General features: G+C 67.0%; 18 protein-coding genes and 1 pseudogene. 7 read left to right on the top strand and 12 right to left on the bottom strand.

The genetic code is table 11. The features are described 5' to 3' along the window. From ACJJVR_RS00560 to ACJJVR_RS00570, 3 genes and pseudogenes are all read left to right on the top strand, one after another. On the top strand, positions 1 to 182 hold a 182-nt coding region (locus ACJJVR_RS00560; RefSeq protein WP_405401368.1), incomplete at its 5' end, for a transposase. A 427-nt stretch (positions 183 to 609) separates the two neighbouring features. Beyond that, positions 610 to 1137: pseudogene (locus ACJJVR_RS00565) on the top strand (transposase); the annotation flags it as partial. Between the two features lie 275 nt (positions 1138 to 1412). After that, complete coding sequence (locus ACJJVR_RS00570; protein ID WP_405401623.1) at positions 1413 to 1559, top strand: hypothetical protein; 147 nt, start codon at positions 1413 to 1415, stop codon at positions 1557 to 1559. A 298-nt stretch (positions 1560 to 1857) separates the two neighbouring features. Here ACJJVR_RS00570 and ACJJVR_RS00575 read toward each other — a convergent pair whose 3' ends face one another. The 11 genes from ACJJVR_RS00575 to ACJJVR_RS00625 all read right to left on the bottom strand — a co-directional run bounded on the left by ACJJVR_RS00575 (position 1858) and on the right by ACJJVR_RS00625 (position 17394). Beyond that, entirely contained in the window at positions 1858 to 2508 is a 651-nt protein-coding gene (locus ACJJVR_RS00575) for a GNAT family N-acetyltransferase (protein WP_405401371.1), read from the bottom strand. A gap of 473 nt (positions 2509 to 2981) precedes the next feature. Then, positions 2982 to 4463 carry a mannitol dehydrogenase family protein gene (locus ACJJVR_RS00580; protein WP_405401374.1) on the bottom strand — a complete coding sequence of 494 codons (1482 nt, stop codon included), beginning with the start codon at positions 4461 to 4463 and terminating at the stop codon, positions 2982 to 2984. 81 nt (positions 4464 to 4544) lie between these two features. Beyond that, entirely contained in the window at positions 4545 to 4769 is a 225-nt protein-coding gene (locus ACJJVR_RS00585) for a hypothetical protein (RefSeq protein WP_405401375.1), read from the bottom strand. Then, positions 4766 to 5770 (bottom strand): ABC transporter ATP-binding protein, encoded by a 1005-nt coding sequence (locus ACJJVR_RS00590; protein WP_405401376.1) that lies wholly within the window; start codon positions 5768 to 5770, stop codon positions 4766 to 4768. Before ACJJVR_RS00590 ends, ACJJVR_RS00585 begins: the two co-directional genes overlap by 4 nt. A 10-nt stretch (positions 5771 to 5780) precedes the next feature. Next, the gene (locus ACJJVR_RS00595; RefSeq protein WP_405401378.1) at positions 5781 to 6605 is read right to left on the bottom strand and encodes a carbohydrate ABC transporter permease; all 825 of its coding nucleotides are present in this window, start codon (positions 6603 to 6605) and stop codon (positions 5781 to 5783) included. 10 nt (positions 6606 to 6615) lie between these two features. Further along, a complete protein-coding gene (locus ACJJVR_RS00600) occupies positions 6616 to 7485 on the bottom strand; it encodes a carbohydrate ABC transporter permease (RefSeq protein WP_405401380.1) in 870 nt (289 codons plus the stop codon). Between the two features lie 63 nt (positions 7486 to 7548). Then, positions 7549 to 8874, bottom strand: coding sequence for an ABC transporter substrate-binding protein (locus tag ACJJVR_RS00605; protein ID WP_405401381.1), 1326 nt, complete (start codon positions 8872 to 8874; stop codon positions 7549 to 7551). A gap of 131 nt (positions 8875 to 9005) precedes the next feature. After that, on the bottom strand, positions 9006 to 9962 hold the full coding sequence (locus ACJJVR_RS00610; RefSeq protein WP_405401383.1) for a sugar-binding transcriptional regulator: 957 nt from the start codon (positions 9960 to 9962) through the stop codon (positions 9006 to 9008). Beyond that, positions 9959 to 10609: an HAD family hydrolase gene (locus ACJJVR_RS00615; protein WP_405401385.1), complete on the bottom strand. Its 651-nt coding sequence runs from the start codon at positions 10607 to 10609 to the stop codon at positions 9959 to 9961. The genes ACJJVR_RS00610 and ACJJVR_RS00615 overlap by 4 nt, the downstream gene beginning before the upstream one ends. Before the next feature lie 75 nt (positions 10610 to 10684). Continuing rightward, positions 10685 to 15304, bottom strand: a complete 4620-nt coding sequence (locus ACJJVR_RS00620; protein WP_405401386.1) for a DUF3320 domain-containing protein — start codon at positions 15302 to 15304, stop codon at positions 10685 to 10687. A 155-nt stretch (positions 15305 to 15459) separates the two neighbouring features. Continuing rightward, positions 15460 to 17394, bottom strand: coding sequence for a TonB-dependent receptor plug domain-containing protein (locus tag ACJJVR_RS00625; RefSeq protein ID WP_405401388.1), 1935 nt, complete (start codon positions 17392 to 17394; stop codon positions 15460 to 15462). Between the two features lie 189 nt (positions 17395 to 17583). On the opposite strand from ACJJVR_RS00625, the gene phnC reads away from it, so the two are divergent. From phnC to phnE (ACJJVR_RS00645), 4 genes are all read left to right on the top strand, one after another. Continuing rightward, positions 17584 to 18402, top strand: a complete 819-nt coding sequence (gene phnC / locus ACJJVR_RS00630) for a phosphonate ABC transporter ATP-binding protein (RefSeq protein ID WP_405401390.1) — start codon at positions 17584 to 17586, stop codon at positions 18400 to 18402. A 19-nt stretch (positions 18403 to 18421) separates the two neighbouring features. Continuing rightward, entirely contained in the window at positions 18422 to 19321 is a 900-nt protein-coding gene (gene phnD, locus ACJJVR_RS00635) for a phosphonate ABC transporter substrate-binding protein (RefSeq protein ID WP_405401392.1), read from the top strand. Positions 19322 to 19383: 62 nt separating this feature from the next. Continuing rightward, the gene (gene phnE, locus ACJJVR_RS00640) at positions 19384 to 20229 is read left to right on the top strand and encodes a phosphonate ABC transporter, permease protein PhnE (protein ID WP_405401394.1); all 846 of its coding nucleotides are present in this window, start codon (positions 19384 to 19386) and stop codon (positions 20227 to 20229) included. After that, positions 20226 to 21539 carry a phosphonate ABC transporter, permease protein PhnE gene (gene phnE / locus ACJJVR_RS00645; RefSeq protein ID WP_405401396.1) on the top strand — a complete coding sequence of 438 codons (1314 nt, stop codon included), beginning with the start codon at positions 20226 to 20228 and terminating at the stop codon, positions 21537 to 21539. Before phnE (ACJJVR_RS00640) ends, phnE (ACJJVR_RS00645) begins: the two co-directional genes overlap by 4 nt. On the opposite strand, the gene phnF is transcribed toward phnE (ACJJVR_RS00645), so the two are convergent. Beyond that, positions 21536 to 22243 (bottom strand): phosphonate metabolism transcriptional regulator PhnF, encoded by a 708-nt coding sequence (gene phnF, locus ACJJVR_RS00650; RefSeq protein ID WP_405401397.1) that lies wholly within the window; start codon positions 22241 to 22243, stop codon positions 21536 to 21538. The two genes, phnE (ACJJVR_RS00645) and phnF, sit on opposite strands and share 4 nt — an antisense overlap. Positions 22244 to 22282: the final 39 nt, after the last annotated feature.

A 22282-nucleotide genomic window follows, 5' to 3' on the forward strand; every position in this document is an offset into this window, starting at 1 on the left:
GCCGGAAGTCCCGCAAGAAAACCGGGAAATACGACAAGCGCCGCTACAAAAGGCGCAATCGCATCGAGATCATGTTCGGTCGTCTGAAGGACTGGAGACGTGTCGCCACACGTTACGACAGGTGCCCAGAGACCTACCTCTCCGCAATCGCGTTGCCCGCAACCGTTCTGTTCTGGCTGTGATCAAGAGCGAGTCCTGAACCTAGTGGCTTGTAATTAAGCGATAAGCGCGGTCCCTTCGGGTGCACCAGTCGATACCGTATTTCCACAAGGCATTGCTGCCATGTTGCGGCCAGCTGGCAAGGCCTGCGCTATTCAGATGCGTCTGATCTGTTAGGGGTGATCAGGTCAAGGCGGTCGTGGGCTGTCGCCTCCGCCCGCATCAATCCGACCTTTGCTTGGTCAGTGGCATCCTCTCAGACATCCGCCACGCCACCCGCCGATGGGTCATCAGGGTTCGGAATATGACCTTGCCAGCATGCGCCGGGCGGTCTCAAACTGCTCCTTCCATGGTGGCTTTCAACCAAGGGAAATTACCCTTTTCTCTGCCGCGATGCGGGATTGTCAGTGGTAAGGGCATGACTGCCGTTGGTTCAAGAGAGTGCCCGAACGGGAGTACGGTCCAACGAAGACCAGTCGCAATCGCTGGACGCGGTCGCGCGATACAGGCGTCTTTGTCCGGATCATGGTTGACCTGACCTCGGAGGGCACCGATCCAAAGCAGACCTTGATCGATGACCTGTCTGAAGGCGCACTGCACGGCTTGCAGCCTGCGCGCAAAAAAAAGGCCGCGGTCGACAGATTGGCCAAAAGTAAAGACGGCTTGAAAACAACGCTGCACGTCACCGATGAGAAGGGTCGGCCCATCCGGTTCTTTATGTCGGCAGGGCAGATCAGCGATGATACCTGCGCAGCATCACTATTGGGCATCCTGCCAAAGGCGGAGTGGCTTCTGGCTGACAAAAGACATGACGCCGACTGGCTGCACCAAGTGGCGAAGGATCAGGGGATAAGCGCCTGCATCCCCGACCGGACGTCCCGCACGAAGACAGGCAGGTGCGACAAGCGGCGTTGAAAAAGGCATGTCCGCGTCGAAATCATGTCCCGCCGGACAGTCGGCTCTGCGAAGCGCTGGAGGTTCCGCGCCCTGACTGCCGCCTGGCAGCGCCGTCCGACCAGCATCCCCGAGGGCCATGACGCCACGCGGGTCGCGGTGCCCCTGACTTGCGTCCGGGGCGGCACTCGGACCTGCGGCATACGCCGGGATGTCCCGGACCAAGAACAGGCCTGCACCGAACCGTTGAGCTGTGCGCTGAGACGCCTTTCCGGGCACGGTCTGATGCGCAGGGACAATGGTCACCGCGCGATCATCGCAGATATCGGACCGGTGAACAGTTGCCCATCGCGGCGCCATTGGTTCAAGTCAATCGGGACGTCCCGGCAGAGCGGCCGGATCAGGAATGGCTGGCCGATTTCACGGACATCCAAACCGCCAAGATCTGGCTGCATGTCACGGTCGTTCTGACCGGTCTTCCCGCCGCGCGGCAGGGTGGTCCCTGAAGGCAGATCGCGGCGTGTCCCTGGCCAGAAAGAGCATGGCGAGGTCGGCGATGTTTTCTTTTACCGCTGCAGACGGAACGCACCGCGCATCGCACCCGGACCCGCGCGGGTGTCTGCGACAGCATCGAGCGCATCAGGAACCCGCAGCGGCGCCATCCGAAACCGGGCTTCGGTAGCCCAATGGGATGCGAGGCACGCGCCATGCCAGCCTGACCTCAACTCCACGACACCAGCAGTGTTTGAACGGCATCATACGCAGCGATAGTCTTGTGGCGTTTGCGTCTTCAGGGGTGCCGGATCAGCCCCATGAAACGTTCAGCGGTGGCAACAGGGCAATGTCCTCGATCGCACAGGCGATGCCGTCAACGAGCAGGCCGTAAGGCAGCTCGCAGCCAAGCGGTTGTTGCGCAATCTGTCTGAACCCCAGCTTCTGCGCCAAACGGGCGCTTGCCGCGTTGGGCGCTGCGTGGCCCGTCGTCACCAGGCGTGCATCCAACACCTCAAACGCAGTCCGTATCATCGCATTGACCGCCTCAGCTCCATACCCCTGTCCAGCAGCAGAAGATCGCACCCAATAGGACAGCCGGAACTGGCCCCGTCGCCACAGTGGGACAAGATCGACGGCTCCGACACAGGCGCCCCATGCCCACGCAAAATAGGACAATCGCTCGCGTCGTCGAGCAGCCTCTGCGGATTGTGCCAGACGTTCCGATTGCCATTGCGCGTCGTTTTCCTGGTCAGGCGTCCCCATCACCGGGTGAAACCACGGGAACAGCTCTGCATAGCTTTCGCTCCTTGCCTCGGCCAGCGCTGCGGCGTCATCGACGGCTGTCGGGCGAAGGAGCAGCCGGGATGTCCGAACGACCTGTGGCAGCGCGTATGACGCAGGATCAGCAAGGCGCGCGTATGGCAGTGAACGGGGCTTTCCACGGGCTGATGACATCATCATCTCTTGGCTAGAGAGCGACCGGAATGACCGGCCAGGGCGTGTCGCGTCGATCCTGCTGGACGTTCCGACGGCCTGCTTCCTGTGCAGACAGGTTACTGCGCGAAATGAGGATATTCGAGTGTGCCAGAATGCACTCATCGCGACACCCCACGCAAAATCGGTGATGTGGTGGCCCGATGGCATCATGGCCTGAACCATGAACCGGTTTATCGGGGCGTTCGGCCATGTCGTCCAGGAATGCCGTGCAACCCATGTATCGCGCGCAAACCTGTCCGTCGCGTGGCACCGATAAGACGCAGCACCCGGACGTTGCTCAGCATCTCATCCGTTCAGCCCGCTTTGGGGTAATGCGGTGCACGGCGACGACGCGATGGTTCTGGGATGCGGGCCGGACATCGGGCCGAACCACTGACATGACTGACCCGATCGATCGTTGGGGGCGGCGGGCGCCTGAACGCCGCCGCCCTCAGTTTTCAGCTGTCGGACACGCCCGACGCATAGGCAACCAGTGTTGCGCGCACCCCGTCCCGGCGCAGCGCAGTCAGCGCGTTGCCAAAGGCCGCAACCAATGGGGCCGACGCAGCCAGATCGCCGAATATTGCGTGCTGGGTCAGGAACGCCTGCGGATCGTCCTGCGCGGCCAGCGCATGCAGGCGCAGGGATGCGTGGGCGTCGTCGTTGGGTGCGATGGGGTCGCCCGCCTCGGTCGTGCCTTCGCAATAGCGGCACCACAGTGCCAGCTCCAGCGCCAGCCCGTCGACGGACCCACCCGCGGCCAACCGGTCGCGCAGGGTCGGCAGGATGAATTTCGGCTGCCGGTTCGATCCGTCCAGGCACAGGCGCGGAATGGTGTCGCCGATCCCGGGGTTGGAAAAGCGGCTGATGATCAGCGCCAGATAGTCGTCATAATTGACGCCCGCGATGGGTTGCAGCGTCGGAACGATCTCGTTCGCCTCCAACGCGCGCAGCCAGGCTTCGACATCCTTGTCCGCCATCGCGTCATGCACGAAATGGTGCCCCAGCAAAGCCGAGGCATAGGCGATGGCCGCGTGGCCGCCGTTCAGGATGCGCAGCTTCATCAGCTCGTGTCGGCTGACATCGGCCACGAATTCGGCACCGGCCTCCTCCAGCGCGGGGCGGCCTTGAGGGAAATTGTCCTCCAGCACCCATTGCCGGAACGGTTCGCAGACGACGGGCGCGGCATCCTCGATGCCGAAGCGATCGCGGACCAGGGCGCGTTCGCGGTCGCTGGTCGCCGGCGTGATGCAATCGACCATGCTGTTCGGAAAGGCCACGTCTGCGCGGATCCAATCGGCCAGCGCCGGGTCCGACAGGCGCGCCAGACCGATCAGCGTGCGCGCGCAGACATGGCCGTTTTCCGGCAGGTTGTCACAGGACATCACCGTGAAGGGCGCATGCCCCGCATCACGCCGCGCCCGCAGCGCCGCCAGGATCATGCCGAACACGGTGCGCGGCGCATCCGGGTGGGCCGCGTCATGGACCATGTCCGGGTGGGCCGCGTCGAACCCGTCGGTCTTGGCATCGACGAAGTAACCACCCTCGGTGATGGTCAGCGACACGATGCGGATCGTCGGGTCGGCCATGGCGGCGATGGTCGCGCCGGGGTCGACCTGGACGAAATCAACCATCGAACCAAGCACCTGGGCCGACAGGCCCGCGGGGTCCAGTTCGACCAGCGTGGTCAGCCAGTCCTGTGCGGCCAGCCGGTCGCGCATGGCGGCGTCACCCGGACGCACGCCCGCGCCCCGCAGGGCCCAGTCATGATCGCGCCCCTGGGCGAACAGCCGGTCCAGGTACCACGCCATATGCGCGCGGTGAAAGTTGCCGACGCCCACATGCAGGATGCCGGGGGTCAGCTGCGTGCGGTCATAGGCGGGGCGTGCCACCGTGTCGGGCAGCCCGGCCAGCGCGGATTGAGTCAGTTGAGTGGCCATGATCGGACCTTTCGTCAAAGCGCCCCTTATCCGCTGCGGTTGATGCGCGCGGGGGGCCGGGAATTGCACAGGATGCGGCGGTCAGCCGTGGTGGCTGCGACAGCCGACATCGTGGGTCGGAGCCATGATCGTCGCGGCGAACGCCGCCATGCCCCCGTTGTTCGCCGGACCCGCGATGCGACAGGACGCGAATGGTCCATGGCCGCATGCGCTGGCCCGACGTGGCAGGTCCAGGGGCCGCCGCCCCCGACCGTCAGCGCCGCGCGCGGCCCCGACGGTCAGGGCAGGCAGTGCCCATTGCATCATGCCACCCGGTCGCCCGCGGGGGTGAAGCGGTGCATCTGGGCGTCGTCGGGGGTCAGGTAGACCGTGTCGCCGTGGTGCAGGTCGATATCGCCGCCCGCGCGCACGGTGATCGTTTCGGCCAGGCCCGTATCCTCGACATAGAAGAACGTGTCGGACCCCAGGTGCTCGCTGACGCCGACGCGGCCGCGCCATTTGCCCTGATCGGGCGACACGGCGATATGCTCGGGCCGGATGCCGATGGTGTGGGCGCCGTATTCCGCAGCCGCCGCACCCTCCAGCAGGTTCATCTTGGGGCTGCCGATGAAGCCCGCGACGAACAGGTTTTTCGGTGCGCGGTACAGCTCCATCGGGCTGCCGACCTGTTCGATATGGCCGGCGCGCAGCACGACGATCTTGTCGGCCATGGTCATCGCCTCGACCTGATCGTGGGTGACATAGATCATCGTGGTTTTCAGCCTGTTGTGCAGTTCGCTGATCTCCAGGCGCATGCCGACGCGCAGGGCGGCGTCCAGGTTCGACAGCGGCTCGTCGAACAGGAAGGCCGCGGGTTCGCGCACGATGGCGCGGCCGATGGCAACCCGCTGGCGCTGGCCGCCCGACAGCTGGCCCGGCTTGCGGTCCAGATAGTCGGTCAGGTTCAGCGCCTTGGCGGCCGCCGTGATGCGGCGGTCCTGTTCGTCCTGCGGGACGCTTGCCATGCGCATCGGAAAGGCGATGTTCTTGCGCACCGTCATGTGCGGGTACAGCGCATAGCTCTGGAACACCATCGCCAGCCCGCGATGCGCGGGCGAGGTCTGGGTGGCGTCCTTGTCGTCGATCAGGATGCGCCCTGCGGTCGTATCCTCCAGCCCCGCGATCAGGCGCAGAAGGGTCGATTTTCCGCAGCCCGAGGGGCCGACGAACACGACGAATTCGCCGTCGTTGATATCCAGATTCAGCGGCGGGATGACTTCGACATCGCCAAAGCGCTTGGTCACGTTTTCAAGGGTGATGCGTCCCATGATAATCCCCTTATTTAACCGCGCCGAAGGTCAGGCCGCGGACAAGTTGTTTCTGGCTGAACCAGCCCATGATCAGGATCGGCGCGATTGCCATGACGGAGGCCGCCGACAGTTTCGCCCAGAACAGGCCCTGCGGGCTGGAGAAGCTGGCGATGAAGGCCGACAGGGGTGCCGCGTTGGTGGTGGTCAGCTGGATGGTCCAGAACGCCTCGTTCCACGCCAGGATCACGTTCAGCAGCATGGTGGACGCGATGCCGGGAATGGCCATCGGTGTCAGCACGTACAGGATCTCGTCGCGCAGACCGGCGCCGTCCATGCGCGCGGCCTCCAAGATTTCGCCCGGAATTTCGCGGAAATAGGTGTACAGCATCCAGACCACGATCGGCAGGTTGATCAGCATCAGCATGACCGTCAGGCCGATCCGCGTGTCCATCAGCCCGGTGCGCAGAAAGATCAGATAGATCGGCACCAGCACCGCGACGGCGGGCATCATCTTGGTGGACAGCATCCACATCAGGATGTCCTTGGTGTGCTTGGTGGGCGAGAATGCCATCGCCCAGGCCGCCGGGATCGCCACGATCAGCGCCAGGATCGTGGACCCCACCGCCAGGATGACCGAGTTGGTGAACGGCTTCCAATAGTTGTTCTGGGTCTGCACCGCCTCGAAACTGGACAGCGTGAAGGACGGGATCAGGTTGAACCCCGAGATCGCCTCCTGTTCCGTCTTGAGGCTGGTGATGATCGTGTAGAGGATCGGAAAGAAGATCACCAAGGCGACGATCCAGGCGGCGATGGTATAGCCGACCTTGGTGCGGGTGTTCACTGCGCGTGCCATGGGGTGCTCCTCAATCCAGGTTCTTGCCGACGGCGCGCATCAGAAAGAACGCGACGATATTGGCCAGGACGACCGCGATGATGCCCCCGGCGGCCGCACCGCCGATGTCAAAGTTCAGACGGGCCGCGCGATAGATCAGATAGGTCAGGTTCGTGCTGGCATTGCCCGGACCGCCATTGGTGGTCACCAGGATTTCCGCATAGATGCCCAGCAGGAAGATGGTCTGGATCAGCACCACCACCGTGATCGCGCGCGCCATGTGCGGCAGGGTCAGGTGGATGAAGCGGCTGACGGGCCCCGCGCCGTCCATCTCGGCGGCCTCCATCTGTTCGCCGTCCAGCGATTGCAGGGCGGTCAGCAGGATCAGCGTGGCAAAGGGCAGCCATTGCCACGCCACGATGATGATGATCGAGGTCAGCGGATATTGCGCGAACCAGTCCACCGGCTGCAGGCCCAGGGCCCGCGAGATGTCGGCGAACACCCCGTATGACGGGTGCATGATCATGTTCTTCCAGATCAGCGCCGCCACCGGCGGCATCACGAAGAACGGAGAGATGATCAGGATCCGCACGACCCCCTGACCCCAGATCGGCTTGTCGATCAGCAGGGCGATGGCGATGCCGCCGACGACCGTGATCGCCAGCACGCCCAGCACCAGCGCCAGCGTGTTCCAGACCGCATCCAGAAAGGCCGGGTCGGTATAGAAGTACGAATAGTTGAACCAGCCCGCCCAGGTGATCGATGCGGGGTTCAGCAGGTTATAGTTCAGGAACGAATAATACAGCGTCATCCCCAACGGGACGATCATCCAGATCAGCAGCAGGATGATGGCAGGTGCGCGCATCAGGCGCGCAAGACTTGCGGTCTGGCGAGTGGCCATGGCTTGCGTCCTTCGGGGGAAATGGGGGGTGCGCCGCCCCACCGGGGGGCGGCGCGGAACGGCTTACTTGGGATAACCCGCGCGGGCCATCTCACGGTTGGTCGTGGCCTGTGCAGCCGCCAGCGCATCCTCTGCGGACATCTGGCCCGCCAGCGCCGCCGAGAAGGTCTGACCGACCGCCGTGCCGATGCCCTGGAATTCCGGGATCGCGACGAACTGGCCGCCGGTATACGGAATGTCCTGGACCGACGATTTCTGCGTGTCGGCGGCCTTGATCGATTCCAGCGTCATCGCCGCGAACGGCGCCTCGGCCTGGTAATCGGGGTTCTCGTACAGCGAGGTCCGCGTGCCCGGAGGTGCGGCGCGCCAGCCCTCGGTCTCGGCGACCATGGTGGTGTATTCCTTGCTGGTGGCCCAGGCCACGAACGTCTTGGCCGCTTCCTGCTTCTGGCTGGAGGCCGGGATGGCCAGGTTCCACGCCCACAGCCAGTTGCCGTGGTTGTCGACACCGTCCTTGTTCGGGAACTGGGCGAAACCGACGCTGTCGGCCACGGTCGAATCCTCGGGGTCGGTCACAAAGCTGGCGGCGACGGTCGCGTCGATCCACATGCCGCACTTGCCCTGCTGGAACAGCGACAGGTTCTCGTTGAAGCCGTTCGACGACGCGCCCGGAGGCCCGTATTCGTTCATCAGCGTCAGATAATCGGTCAGCGTCGCCTGCCATTCGGGGCTGTCGAACTGGGGGGTCCACTCGGTGTCAAACCAGCGCGCGCCATAGCTGTTTGCCATGGCGGTCAGGAATGCCATGTTCTCGCCCCAGCCCGGCTTGCCGCGCAGGCACATGCCATAGACCTCGTTGTCCTTGTCGGTCATCGCCTCGGCTGCGGCGGTGATCTCGGTCCAGGTCGGGTTGTCGGAAATCGTCACGCCTGCGGCCTCGGCCAGGTCGGTGCGGTACATCACCATCGCCGATTCGGCATAGAACGGCGCGGCGTACAGCGTATCGTCGACCGACAGGGCCTCGCGCACGGCGGGGACCAGATCGTCCACGTCATAGCTTTCGGGAAGGTCGTTCATCGGCGTCAGCCAGTCCTGTGCCGCCCAGATCGGAACCTCGTAGGTGCCGATGGTCAGCACGTCGTACTGGCCGCCGTTGGTGGCGATGTCGGTGGTGACACGCTCGCGCAGGATGTTCTCTTCCAGCGTGACCCATTCCAGCTGGATGTTCGGGTTCGCTTCGGTGAACGGCGCGGTCATCTGCTGCATGCGGATCATGTCGCCGTTGTTCACGGTCGCGATCGTCAGGGTCACGTTGTCCTGTGCGGCGGCCATGGTGCCGACGGCGCACAGGGCGGTTGCGCCCAAAAGGGCGCGGAATGTCGTGGTCATATAGTCCTCCCTTGGCGGTTGGGCATTTGCCCGTCCGATGGGCATATCTTCGCCATATTTGATGAATCTGTCAACGCACATTCCCCGCCGCACTGCAGCGAAGGCCTAAATCCTTGACGATGCGACAGATCTTACGCCAGAAGGCGCTCCGCGGTCGCCTCGGAGGTCACCAGACCGTTGATCAACCCGCCGACCATAGCCGCCCGGATCGCCTGCAGCTTGGTCTGGCCCGATGCGACCGCAACCACGGACCGATCGCTGCCCGCAGGCAGCGGCGCGGATGCGACACGGCGGTTGAACTCACAGTCCATCACCTGCCCCCCGGCGTCATAGACCCAGCTGGTGATCTCTCCGACGGCACCGGCGCGGGCCAGCTGCTCCATCTCGGTCGCGGACAGAAAGCCGTCGACATGCAGCGGTGCCGTCATGTCCATCTGGCCGATCCCCACCAGCGACAGGTCGGCCCGCGCGCACAGATCCATCGTGTTGCGGGCGGCCTGCTGGCTCTGCATCGCGGCCAGTTCGCCGGGGTCGCGCGCCAGAACCGGCAGCGGATAGGGGAAATGCGGCGCGCCGATGCGTTCCGCCAGTCGGATCGTGGCGTTGTAGGGGGTGGCCGAACCGTCCTCCATCATGTTGCCAAGGCGGGACACCACGACATGCTGGGGACAGGTCATGCGGGGCAACTGTTCCACCACCGCGCGCAGGTTGCGCCCGGTGCCCAGGCTGACGATCCGCCGTTCAGGCGATTTCAGCACGCGTTCCAGATGGGCCGCGGCAGCAATGGCGATGCCCGCCAACAGGTCCGGCGCCTCGGGGTCCGATGGCGCGACCTCGGCCATCAGCAGGCCGTACCGGTCCTGCAGCGCGCGGGCCAGATCCATGCAGCGCCCGATCGGATGGTCCAGCCGGACCTTGACCAGCCGTTCGGCCAGCGCCATCGCCACCAGCCGTTGCGCGGTCTGGCGACTGACGCCCAGCTTGCGCGCGATCTCGTCCTGGGTGTTGCCGGCGACATAGTACAGCCAGCCCGCGCGCGCGGCGTCGTCCAGGCGGGTCGTTTCGGGGGTGAAGTGGTTCTGGGTCATGCCCGCACCTGCATCTGCGCCAGCAGGTCGGGGAACTGCGACCAGCAGTCGAACCCCTCGTCCGCGGCGGGCTGGTCCACCAGGTGCGCCCCGCCGCGATACTGCAGCACCCGCATCCCTGCCGCGCGGGCGGCCTGCAGGCCGGGCTGGCTGTCCTCGATGACCAGCGCATGGGCGGGATCGACGCCCATCCGGGCGGCGGCGAACAGGAACAGGTCGGGGGCGGGCTTGCCGCGCGCCACCTGGCTGGCCGTGAACACGTTCGCGCCAAACCGATCCGCCAGGTCCAGCACCGCCAGCGTGCGCGCCACCCGCGGCGGGCTGGACGAGGTCGCGATACAGACCGCCACATCGATCCGCGCCAGCATCGCGGCAAAGCCCGGCGTCGCCCGCAGATCGGCATCGAACCGCGCCAGCAGGCGGGCGCGATAGGTCGCCTCGAAATCGTCGGGCAGGGCCACGGCAAAGCGGTCGCGGATCGACGCCGCGACCGTGGGAAAGCTGCGTCCCAGGAAATCGCGGCGCACGTCGTCGGGGGTCACGACGATGTCCAACCGTGCCAGCTGGTCGATCAGAACCTGCGCGGACAGCACCTCGCTGTCGGCGATGACGCCGTCGCAGTCGAAGATGATCAGGTCCACGCGCATCGTTCCGGCTCCTTTGCCCTGTGCCGCAGCCATAATCCCATTCCGCCCGACGCGAAACAGCCGTCTGCGCCCCCGTCAGGCGGCAGCCATCCCCAGCAGCACGGCCGAGATCGCCTCGGACAGCTCTGGCCCGACGCGCTGGAACCCCAGCAGGCGGGCCACCGCGCGGGTCAGCTGGTCGGGTGTCATGCCGCCGTTTTCGGTGCGGATCATGCGTGCGGCGGCGGCGATTTCCTGCGGAGGCAGGCAGGCGGCCTTGAGCAGGCTGCCGCTCTGGTCGCTGCGGTCGCGGATGGGCGGGCTGTCGGCCTGCGCCTGCGTCATCAGGAAATCACCCTGTCGCATCAGGTCGGCGTCGCGGCGCAGCGCCAGCGCGGTGGCGCGGGCCACGGCCTCTCCGATCCGGCTGCCGGTGCGGGTCTTGCCGAATGCCGCGGCGATGCGGCGGGCGACCTCATCGGCATGGACCGGGCCTTCGGTGCGGATGACGGTGGCGGCCAGGTCGGCCAGAACGGCGTCCGGCTGGTCATGGGGCTCTCCCTCCGGCGGGGCCTGCAGGACCGCGCGGCGATAGGGCGGCGCGGACAGCGACGGCTGCGCCAGTTCCAGGGCCGGTTCGGGTTCAATCTGCTTGACCGGGCGTGCGGCGTGGTTCGCCCCGCGTGGCCGGATGCCGTCCCGCGCCGCGTCGCGGGCATCGGACAATGCAGCGCGCAGACGCGCGATCTCGGCCTCGCGGCGGTGGAACCAGTCCGTGCTCCAGATGCGGTGGAACCGCCAGCCCAAATTCTCCAGAATATCCTGGCGCAGGCGGTCGCGTTCGCGGGCCCACAATGCGCCATGATAGGCCGCGCCATCGCATTCGACCGCCGCCAGATACTGTCCCGGACGGTCGGGATGGCGCACGCCCAGGTCGATGCGGAACCCCGCGCTGCCGACCTGCGGATCGGCCAGATAGCCCAGATCGCGGATCACGCGGGCCACGTCCTCCTCGAACGGGCTATCGGGGGCCAGCCCCGTGGGGCTGCGTTCCTCGATGATGCCCGACTGCGCAAAATCCAGGAACCGTTTCAACACGCGCGGCCCCTCACGCGTCGTGCGCGACGGGTCGATCTGACCCGGATCGAACGAAGCAAAGACCTCGCACCGGATGCGCGCGCGCGAAAACAGCACGTTCAGGCGACGTTCGCCCCCCTCGCCGTTGACAGGCCCGAACTGCATCCGCGTCAGCGGACCGTCCGGTTCCGACGGGCCATAACCCACCGAGATCAGGATCACGTCGCGTTCGTCGCCCTGCACGTTCTCGATGTTCTTCACGAACACGTCCTCGGCCCCGCCCTCGCGCAGCAACGCGTCCAGCGCCGGGTCGCGGCGGCGGGCGGCATCCGCCACCTCGGTCAGCATGTCGGCCTGCGCCTTGGAAAACGCGACCACGCCCAGGGACAGGCCCGGCCAGTTGCGGGCGTGGTCGGCCATCGCGGCAACCACGGCCTCGGCCTCGATCCGGTTCGTGCCCGCACGCCCCTGCCCGCTGCCGCGCGCGGCATAGGCGCCGGATACGCGGCGGAACTTCAGCCCGTAATCGTGGTCCAGCTGCAAAGGCGACGGCGGCAGCACCAGCCGGTCGTCATAGAATTCCGCGTTCGACACCCGGATCAGCGACGGGTCGCGCGACCGGTAATGCCATTCCAGCATCCGCGACCGCAGGCCCCGCGCCTCGCAAAGCGACAGGATGCTCTCCATGTCGGCCACGTTCGCGCCCTGGGGGCTGTCCTCGGGCTCGTCCTGATCATCCGCGTCATCGACCAGCCGGTCAAAGAACGACGTCGGCGGCAGCTGTTTCTGATCGCCCACCACGACGATCTGGCGCGCCCGCGCGATGACGCCCAATGCGTCCTCGGGGCGGATCTGCGACGCCTCGTCGATGACCAGCAGATCAAATCTGACCGCGTCGGGCGGCAGGAACTGGGCCACGGAAATCGGGCTCATCAGCATCACGGGCTTGATGCGCTGGACCATCGCGCCGGCGTTGCGCATCAGCCAGCGTACCGGCTTGTGCGCGCGGCGGCGGGCGATCTCTCCACGGATCAGGCCCATCTCTCCCTGCGTGCCGCGGGGCAGTTGGTCGAAATGGCGCGACAGGATCAGATTCTTGGTGGCGTCGATCCGCTCTGCCTCCAGCTGGCGGAACAGACCCACCATATCGTGGCGGTCCAGCATCGGCAGATCGTTCAGCGCCGGGCGCGCCTGCCGGGCGGCGTTCCAGCGCGCCTCGGCGCAGGCATAGGCGAACTCGATCGCGGCTTCCTGCGGGGCCAGCCGCCCGGCGCGCACGGCCTCGACCACCGCGCCCGCGCCGTGGCGGTCGGCGCTCCGCGCATTGCGCGCTAGATCGGCCCATTCGGCATATCGGGCGGGCGCCTCGGCCATGCCCGACAACGCGGCCTGCCAACCGGCGATGGGCGCATCGCCAGCAACGCCGGCGGCGACCGTGTCCAGGTCCAGCCGGTCGCGGACCCGTTCCAGCGCCGCCCGCGCGGCCCGCACGGCGTCCGTCAGCGCGTCGCCCTGTCCCGCCGGGTTGGGGATGTCGGCCAGTGCCTGCATGACCGCCGCACCGTCCGGCAAAGCATCGCCCAATTCGGCCAGCCAGCCTGCCACCGCCACCAGCCGCGCAAAGGGCGTGCGCTCGCCCCGCCAGTCGGCCCCAAGCGTCGCCGCCAGATAGCCTTCGTCCTCTGCCAGCAGGCGGCGCAGGCGGCGCAGGGCCACCAATTCGTCCGCCAGTGCCAACCGATCGGCGGCCGCCGAAGGCATCGGCTGGACCAGCAGCGCCAACAGCTGCGCCGATGCACCGCGATAGGGGCCGAACAACCGGCCAAAGAACGACCCTACCCCCCGCGCCAGCCCGGCGCGCAGCGGCGTGGGGTCCAGATCCGCGACGGCGGGCGTGAACCGGGTCAGTGCCCGTTCCTGCGCCGCCGCCCAATCCGCCCCGGCCTGCAGCGCCTGAGCCAAGCGGGGATCGCGGGCGGCCGTGAACAGCATCGCCGCATGATCCGCCGCCCCGTCGGGTGCACGCGCCAGCAGGCGCAGCACCCGCGCCCGCGCGTCGGCCTGATCCAGCGTCGGCTGACCCATCGCCGCGACCGATTGCAGCGCCGCCAGCGCCGTGCGCAGGTCTTCACCAAGTCGCGCCAGATCGGTCGGCTGCAGGTCCAGCGCACCCGCGCCCCGGAACGGATGCGCGTCGGGCGGCCCCGCCCGGTCGCGTGCCGCCACGAAACGGGCGATCGCTTGCGCCGCCTGATCGCGCGCCGCGACGTCCAGCATCTCCAGCCCGTCCAGCGGGATGGCGGGCGGGCGCGCGCCCTGCCCGATGAACCCGATGATCTGCGACAGCGCAGCATAGGGCGCCTCGTCCCCGGGCGGCAGAGGGTCGTGCAACAGGGCCGTGACCGCGTTCAGCATGTCGCGGGTCTGGCGCAGCCGCGCGGGGTCGGCCGTGGCGGGCAAGGCATGCGCCCCGGCCATCAGGGTGCGGCCCAGCTCCTGCGCCAGCGCCTTTTTGTTGGCGCTGCGCGAATGCAGCTCCAGGCAGATGTCGCGCAGGCCCGCGCGGGCCAGCCGGTCGTGGACGACCGACAGCGCGGCCATCTTTTCGGCCACGAACAGCACGGTCTCGCCGTCATGGGCGGCGGCAGCAATAATGTTGGTGATGGTCTGGGACTTGCCGGTGCCCGGGGGGCCCTGCACGACCAGACTGGCGCCCGCGCGGACCTCTTCGATGACCTTGGTCTGGGACGCGTCGGCGTCGATCACCTGGATGATATGCGCCGGGTCCAGACGGTCGTCCAGACGGTCGCGGTCCCCGAACAGCGGCGTGTCGCCCGCGAACCCCTGTGCCAGCAGCCCGTCCAGCAGCGGGTTGCCGTCGAACGCGCCTTCGGGCCAGTTGGCCGGGTCCAGATCGCGGTGCATCAGCAGTTTCGCAAAGGAAAAGAACCCCAGCTGCATCCCGTCGCGGTCCACCTGCCAGTCGCGCTGGCCGGATACGGCATCCTGAACCAGGGTCAGATAATCGCCGGGGGTCCAGGTGTCGTCTTCGTCGATCTCGGGCAGCTGAATGCCGAAATCCTGGCGCAGGCGTTCCTGCAACGGCAGGTTGGCCGTCAGGTCATCCTCGCGCGCCATCAGATCAAAGGTCGAGCTGCGGTCGTTCCGGACCAGCTGCACAGGCAACAGGATCAGCGGCGCCTCGCGCACGACCTCTGATCCGGGGGCCTCGCGCCAGCGCAGGAACCCCATCGCCAGATACAGCACGTTCAGGCCCTGTTCCTCCTCCGCCGTGCGGGCGTCGTGGGACAGGCGCAGCAGGCGGCGGGCCAGCGCCTCGGGGCCCAGGGGGGTCTCCAGCTGGCTGTCGGACAGGGTCTGCGCGCCGGGCGCCGCCAACAACAGCACGCCGTCGGGCGTGGCCGTATCGCTGCCCATCGCGCGAAAGCGCATCCGCTTGCCCTGAATGCGCAGCAGGCGCCAGACCTCGTCGCTGCGTTCGTGGATGATGTTCAGACAGCTTGCACGCTGATTGTCGCGATTGACGTGGATCAGGCGGTTGCGGGTTCCCGTCTCCAGCAGCTTGCGGCGGGCGGCATCCAGAATGCGGGTCAGGGCGGCGGGCTGGGATTGGGTCATCGGTCCGGGTCTTGTCGTTGCGCGTCCGACCCCAACAGGGGCGGAAGGGGAACATAACCGCAACCTTGGCGAAAGACGAGGGATTCCAGACGGAAAACGCCACTTCCTCGGAATATTCGGGGATGCGGCTCGGTTGCCCGGACCGCATCAGGGCCTTAGAACCTCAGATCGGCGGTCACCGCGACGGTGCGCCCCGGTTCCAGCTGCTGCACGACCGACGTGAAATCCGCCCCATAGGTCGCACGATCGGCATAGGCGCGGTCGAACAGGTTGTTGACCTCGGCGCGCAGCGTCACGTTGCGGAACGCGGCGGGTTCGTATTCCGCGAACACATCCACGACCGTATAGCTGGGCCAGTCGCTGTCGACATCGTCGCCCTGCCCGTCTTCCTCGAATGCGTGCTGGATCACGCCGCCCAGGGTCACCCCTGCCATGACCTGATGGCGCGCCTCCAGCGACAGCATGCCACCCGGCACGGTCCCCAGTTCGCGCAGATCAAAGCTGGACGCGGCCTGTCCGTCCAGTTCCACATCCGTGTCGCTATAGCGCAGCGCGGCAAAGCCCCCCTGCCAGTCGCGGCGCGCGGACAGGCGGAACCCCCGGCTTTCCAGATCGCGCGACACCAGACCCTTGCGGATGGCGTCGATGCGGGTCTGGAACAGTTCTGCGCCCAGGGTGGTCGCACCCTGCCGCCATTCCACGCCCATCACCCCGTTATGCGCCCGGGTCGCGTCCAGCGCGTCATAGGCATCATCGGGCAAAAGACCGTCGCTGAACTCATAGACCGAGGCCAGCTGTGTGCCCCCAAACACCGTCGACAGCCCCGCGTTCAACGCCAGCGCATCGGTCGCGTGCCATGTGACGTCGGCATTCGCGCTGGTCCCGTCGGTGTCCAGCTGCTGTCCGCCCGCACCGGTAAAGCGGCTGAAATCATGGCGCAGCCCGGCGCTGTAGTCGATGTCGCCCGCGGTCCCGCGCGCCTGCACGAACAGGCCCGTGGTGGTGCGATCCTCGCGGTATGACGATGCCTCGCCGTCGTACACGCCGTCATAGGTGGCGCGGGTGCGGTAATTGTCCACGCCGGCGGTCAGTTCGACCCCGTTCACCGTCATGCTGTTCTGGACCACGATGCTGACCGTATCGGCATCGCCGTTGTTATAGTCGGGATCGGGCGCGTCGGCGGTGGGCAGGTCGATGGTGTCCAGTTGATTGCGGCTGCGCGCGATGCGGATTTCCGGGTCCAGCAATCCGTCCGCGACCGTGCGGCGCAGGGTCAGGGTCTGGGTCGACTGTTCCAGCGTATAGCGGCGCGTCTCGGGGACCGGGCGGCCGCCGACGGTGCCGGTAAAGTTGGCGCGGTAGGGGCGCAGCGCGTCGTCCTCGAACCGGATCGCGCCCAGTTCGGCCCGCCAGTCGCCGAATTCCGCCCCCAGTTTCAGCGCCTGGCTGGACAGGTCGGCGCCGGTACGCGGTACGGTAAGGCCATTGCCGTCCTCATACGCGTCGCCCGTCGCGCGCTTGGCATAGATCAGCGCATCGACCGGACCCTGCCGTCCGTACAGCGTCACCGACCCGGTCGCCGTGCCGTCATTGTCGCCATAGCCGACGGTGACGCGCCCGCCACGGGTCTGTCCGTCCTCCAGCATGTCGATGGCCGATTTCGTCTCGTATGCGATGCTGCCGCCCAGGGCCGCGAAACCGGCATCTGCCGGGGCCACGCCCGGATCGACGCGCGCGGCCTTGAGCAGGCCAGGATCGATCATGTTGGTGCCGGTGTGGTGGAACATGCGGTTGTTCTGGGCCGCCCCGTCGACCGTGACCGACAGCTGCTGTTCGTCGATGCCGTTGACAAAGACCCGCTCTGATATGGCGATGCCGCTGCTGACGGTGACACTGGGTTCGGCGCGGAACACGTCCTCGATGGTGCCGATGCGGGCATCCTCGATCTGCTCGGTGCTGGGCGCGATCCGGGCCGGCACGTCGCCGTCGGCGGTCAACGTGATCTCGTCCAGCAGGATCGGTTGGGACAGGGCGGAAAGGGGGGCAAGCGCCGTGCCCAGCATCAGGGCGGCCATGCGGTGTCGCGTCATCGGTTTCTCCATCGAACGGGGCAATGGCTGGCGATGGCGCGGGGCCGGGCTGGCGACGCCCTCCCCATAGGGGAAAACCGATCGGCTGTTAAGCCCGTATCTCACGGCCCTGTCACGCGATCGTCACCGTCATGTCGGATGGGTGTCACGCCACGCCGCTAGACGGCCCCCATGACATCGAGAGGCCCCATGCTGGACATTCGCGACGCAACCCGCATCTTTGGCAGCAAGGCTGCGGTCGACACCGTTTCCTTTCGCATCGACGGCCCGGCCTTTGTCGGCATCATCGGCCGGTCCGGCGCGGGGAAATCCACGCTGCTGCGCATGATGAACGGGCTGACCCCCGCCACCAGCGGCCGGATCATGGTCGAGGGGCGCGACGTCGCCGCCCTGACCGGCGCCGCCGCCCGCCAGTGGCAAAGCCAATGCGCGATGATCTTTCAACAGTTCAACCTGGTGCCGCGCATGGACGTGGTGTCGAACGTGCTGCACGGCATCCTGAACCGGCGTGGCACGCTGCAGACGGTGCTGAACCTGTGGCCGCGTGCCGACATCGTCCGCGCGCTGGCGATCCTGGACCGCCTGGGCATCGCCGAACAGGCCCCCAAGCGCGCCGAGGCCCTGTCGGGCGGCCAACAACAGCGCGTGGCCATCGCCCGCGCCCTGATGCAGGACCCCCGCATCATCCTGGCCGACGAACCCATCGCCAGCCTGGACCCGATGAACGCCCAGATCGTGATGGACACGCTGAAGCGTATCAACGTCGAGGATGGCCGCATGGTCATCGCCAACCTGCACACGCTGGACACCGCGCGACGCTATTGCGACCGGGTGATCGGCATGCGCGACGGGCGCGTGGTGTTCGACGGGGTGCCCGCGCAGCTGACCACGGGCGTGGCCCGCGACATCTATGGCGCCGACGCGGATTTCAACGAAAGCGCGACCTCGACCGCCATTCCCACCGATACCAGCGCGGATGCCGAATTCGCCGCCCGCATGCTGGCCTGATCCCGAACCGGAGAGCACCATGACCCGACTGCTGACCCTGCTGGCCACCACCGCGGCCCTGACCACCCCCTTGCACGCGCAAGAGATCACCGAATTCCGCATCGGCCTGTTGGGCGGAGAGAACGCCCAGGACCGCATGGCGTCGAACGAATGCCTGCGCACCTATGCCGAAGAGGCTCTGGGCGTGCCCGTCCGCCTGTTCACCCCCGCCGATTACAACGGCGTCATTCAGGGCCTGCTGGGCGGTTCGCTGGACATGGCGTGGCTGGGCGCGTCGGCCTATGCCGCCGTCTATGTCGCGGACGAGGACGCGGTCGATCCGGTGCTGGTCAAGACCAACCTGGACGGCAGCTATACCTATCATTCGATCGGGTTCGCCCGCGCCGACAGCGGCATCACCTCGCTGGACGACATGAAGGGCAAGTCCTTTGCCTTTGCCGACCCGAACTCGACCTCGGGGTTCCTGATCCCCAATGTCGAACTGCCCGAACAGGGCTATTCGATGACCGAGGGCGAGTATTTCAGCAGCATCGCGTTTTCGGGCGGCCATGAACAGTCGATCATCGGCGTCGTGAACGGCGATTTCGACGCGGGCGTCACCTGGGCCGACGGCCAAGGCGCGTGGGAGGACGGCTATAATTCGGGCGCGCTGCGCCGGGCGTCCGATGCGGGCATCGTCGACATGAACGACATTGTCGAGATCTGGAAATCCTCGGCCATCCCGGAAGGTCCGGTGGTGCTGCGCAAGGATCTGCCCCAGGACGTGCGCCAGACGATGATCGATCTGGTCGCCGGTCTGCACGAGGCCGACCCCGAATGCGCCTATGGCGTCGCCGCCGGCGAGACCGCGGGCTTCAGCCCCGTCACCCACGCGGAATACGAGACGATCATCGCCATCCGCCGCGCCGAGATGAACTGATCGCCACCCCATCCAGGCCGGGCCCCGCAACGGGCCCGGCCTTTGCATATCCAGGAGGCAGCATGGCACTGGCCGATATCCAGCATGACTATCTGGCGCTGACGCGGCGGCGGCGCATCTATGGCGGGCTGCTGGTCGTTATTTTCGTCGCGATGATGGTGTCGGGGTTCCGCGTGGCGGACGCCCGCAATGCCGGCGGTTTCTGGCAGGGGCTGCATCAGGTGGGCGATTTCCCCGCGGCCCTGGTGTCCGAGGCCGTCCAGAAGGCCGCCAACCTGCCCGGCCACATGATGCGCGCCCTGCCCGCCCTGGTCGAGACGCTGAACATCGCGCTGGTCGCCACGCTGCTGGGCTGCATCGCGGGAACGGCCCTGTCGCTGGCCGCCACGCGGGGGCTGGCCCGCTGGCCGCGCATGGTGCCGGTCGCGCGGCGGGTGGCGGACGTCTGTCGCGCCATCCCCGAGATCGTCATCGCGCTGGTGCTGATCTTCATCTTGGGTGGCGGACCGGTGCCCGCCGTCATCGCCATCGCCATCCACACCACGGGCGCGATGGGCAAGCTGTTCTCCGAAGTGAACGAGAACGTCGACCTGAAACCGGTCGAGGGGCTGGCATCGGTCGGCGCCACCTGGTCACAGCGCATCTGGCTGGGCGTGTTCCCCCAGGTCGCCCCCAACTATCTGTCCTATGGCCTGCTGCGGCTGGAGGTGAACATCCGCGCATCCGCCATCCTGGGCTTCGTCGGCGCGGGCGGCATCGGGTACGAATTGCGCAACGCGATGACATTCGGCCAGGGCAAGTTCGACCAGGCGGCGGCGATCTTTCTGCTGCTGTTCTCGACCATCGTGGTCGTGGACCAGATCTCGGGCATCGCCCGCAACCGCCTGACGCATGGGGCCCCCGCATGACCGCGATGACGCTGCACGACCGCACGATCCACCTGATGGACCGCAAGCGGCGCATGGCGCTGGCCGTGCCTGCGCTGATCCTGGTTTACCTCGTTTACGCTGCGATCAGCTTTGACCTGGCCGGGCTGACGCAGCGGGCGCGGCTGGACAACGCGGCGGTGCTGCTGGCCGACACGGTCAGCCACAAAATCCACGTGACCCGCGACAACCGCCGCGACGCCCTCTCCGTCAGCGTCGAAGGCAGCGCCCGCGCGGCCTTTGCCCCCGACAGCCTGCCGGACTGGGTCGCGGCACAGGGGTCGCGGACGGTGATCGACCTGGGCGCGGGCCACACCGTCACCTATGACGGGCCGCGCACCACCTATGACATTCCGGATTACGGGCCGGTCACGCTGACCGTGGGCGACGGCGTGGCGCTGGACACGCCCGACGGCCAGGTGCCGGCGTTCATCAACGCCAGCCCGGCCCGCGTGACCATCACCACCGACCGCGGCCGCGTCACCGCCACCCGCGCCCGCACGGAAACGCTGCGTTATTTCTGGGGGTGGGAGATGTTCTTTTTCGACCTGACCAGCCCGATGGCAGGGATGTCCGCGGGTCAGGTCGCGATGGCGGTCCTGTGGGGCGACCGGATCGACCCGTCCCAGCCCAACCTGTCGCTGGCCCTGTCTGAATTCTGGACCAACAGCATCTGGCAGCACGGCGCCGTAGCCTGGGCCCTGGCCGAGACGATCCTGATGGCGTTCCTGGGCACCTTTGGCGCGGCCTTCGTGGCGCTGCCGCTGGCGTTTCTGGCGGCGCAGAACTTTGCGCCGTCGCGGGCGCTGCGGTTCGCGGTGCGCCGCGTGTTCGATTTCGTGCGCGGTGTGGACGCGCTGATCTTCACGATCATCCTGTCGCGCGCCTTTGGCCCGGGCCCGTTGACCGGAGCGCTGGCGATCCTGCTGACCGACACCGGCAGTTTTGGCAAGCTGTTCTCCGAGGCGCTGGAGAATGTCGACAACAAGCCCATCGAGGGCATCCGGTCCACCGGCGCGGGTGCGCTGCAGCGGTACCGCTTCGGCGTCATCCCCCAGGTGATGCCGGTGCTGCTGTCGCAGATGCTGTATTTCCTGGAGAGCAACACCCGCAGCGCGACGATCATCGGCGCGATCACCGGGGGCGGCATCGGGCTGATGCTGACGCAGGCGATCCAGACCACGCAGGACTGGGAAAAAGTCGCGTATTACATCGTGCTGATCGTGGTCATGGTCATCGCCATGGACAGCCTGTCGGGATGGCTGCGGCGGCGCCTGATCCGCGGCGACTAATCCGCCAGGACCAGCGACACCCGGTCGCCCGCAAACCAGGTTCGCCCGTATTCGACAGGCCTGCCCTGGTCGTCGACATTCACCGCCACCGACCGCAGCACCGGAGCCCCCTGCGGGATCTGCAGGGCCACCGCCTGCGTGGCGGTGGCCAACTTGGCGGTGATCCGGGTGCTGGCGCGGGTGTAATCGGCAACCCCACAGGCGGCCAGCGCCGCGGTGATCGACCGATGGTCGCGCGCGTGTTCGCAAAACCCCGCCAGCCATCCCGGCAACACCGACCGGAACAGCGCCAGCGGCTGGCCGTCGGCCAGCGACAGTCCCTCGACCACGTGGACCGGATCGCCGGGGGACAGGTCCAGCACCTGTGCCTCGGCCCCGTCGCAGGGCCGCGTTTCCAGCCGGGTGAACCGGTGCGACCCCGTGCGCCCCGCCGCCGCCAGGTTCTGTGAAAACCGCACCCGGCGACCCAGCGCATAGTCGGTCGGCCGTGCGGTCACGAACACCCCCGCCCCGCGCCGCGCATGGACCAGCCCCCCGTCGGCCAGTTGCGCCAGCGCGTGCCGCACCGTGTGGCGGTTGACGCCGAACCGGGTGGCCAACGTCGCCTCGGACGGCAGGCGGTCGCCGGGGGGATAGTGGCCCGAGGTGATCTCAGCGCGCAGCGTATCGGCGATGGCCTGCCACAGGGGGGTCTTGTCCGTCATTAAAAATTCACACGGTTTTGGTTGAGACGATCACGCGGT

The organism is Paracoccus sp. Ld10, assembly GCF_045064235.1.
Lineage (GTDB): Bacteria > Pseudomonadota > Alphaproteobacteria > Rhodobacterales > Rhodobacteraceae > Paracoccus.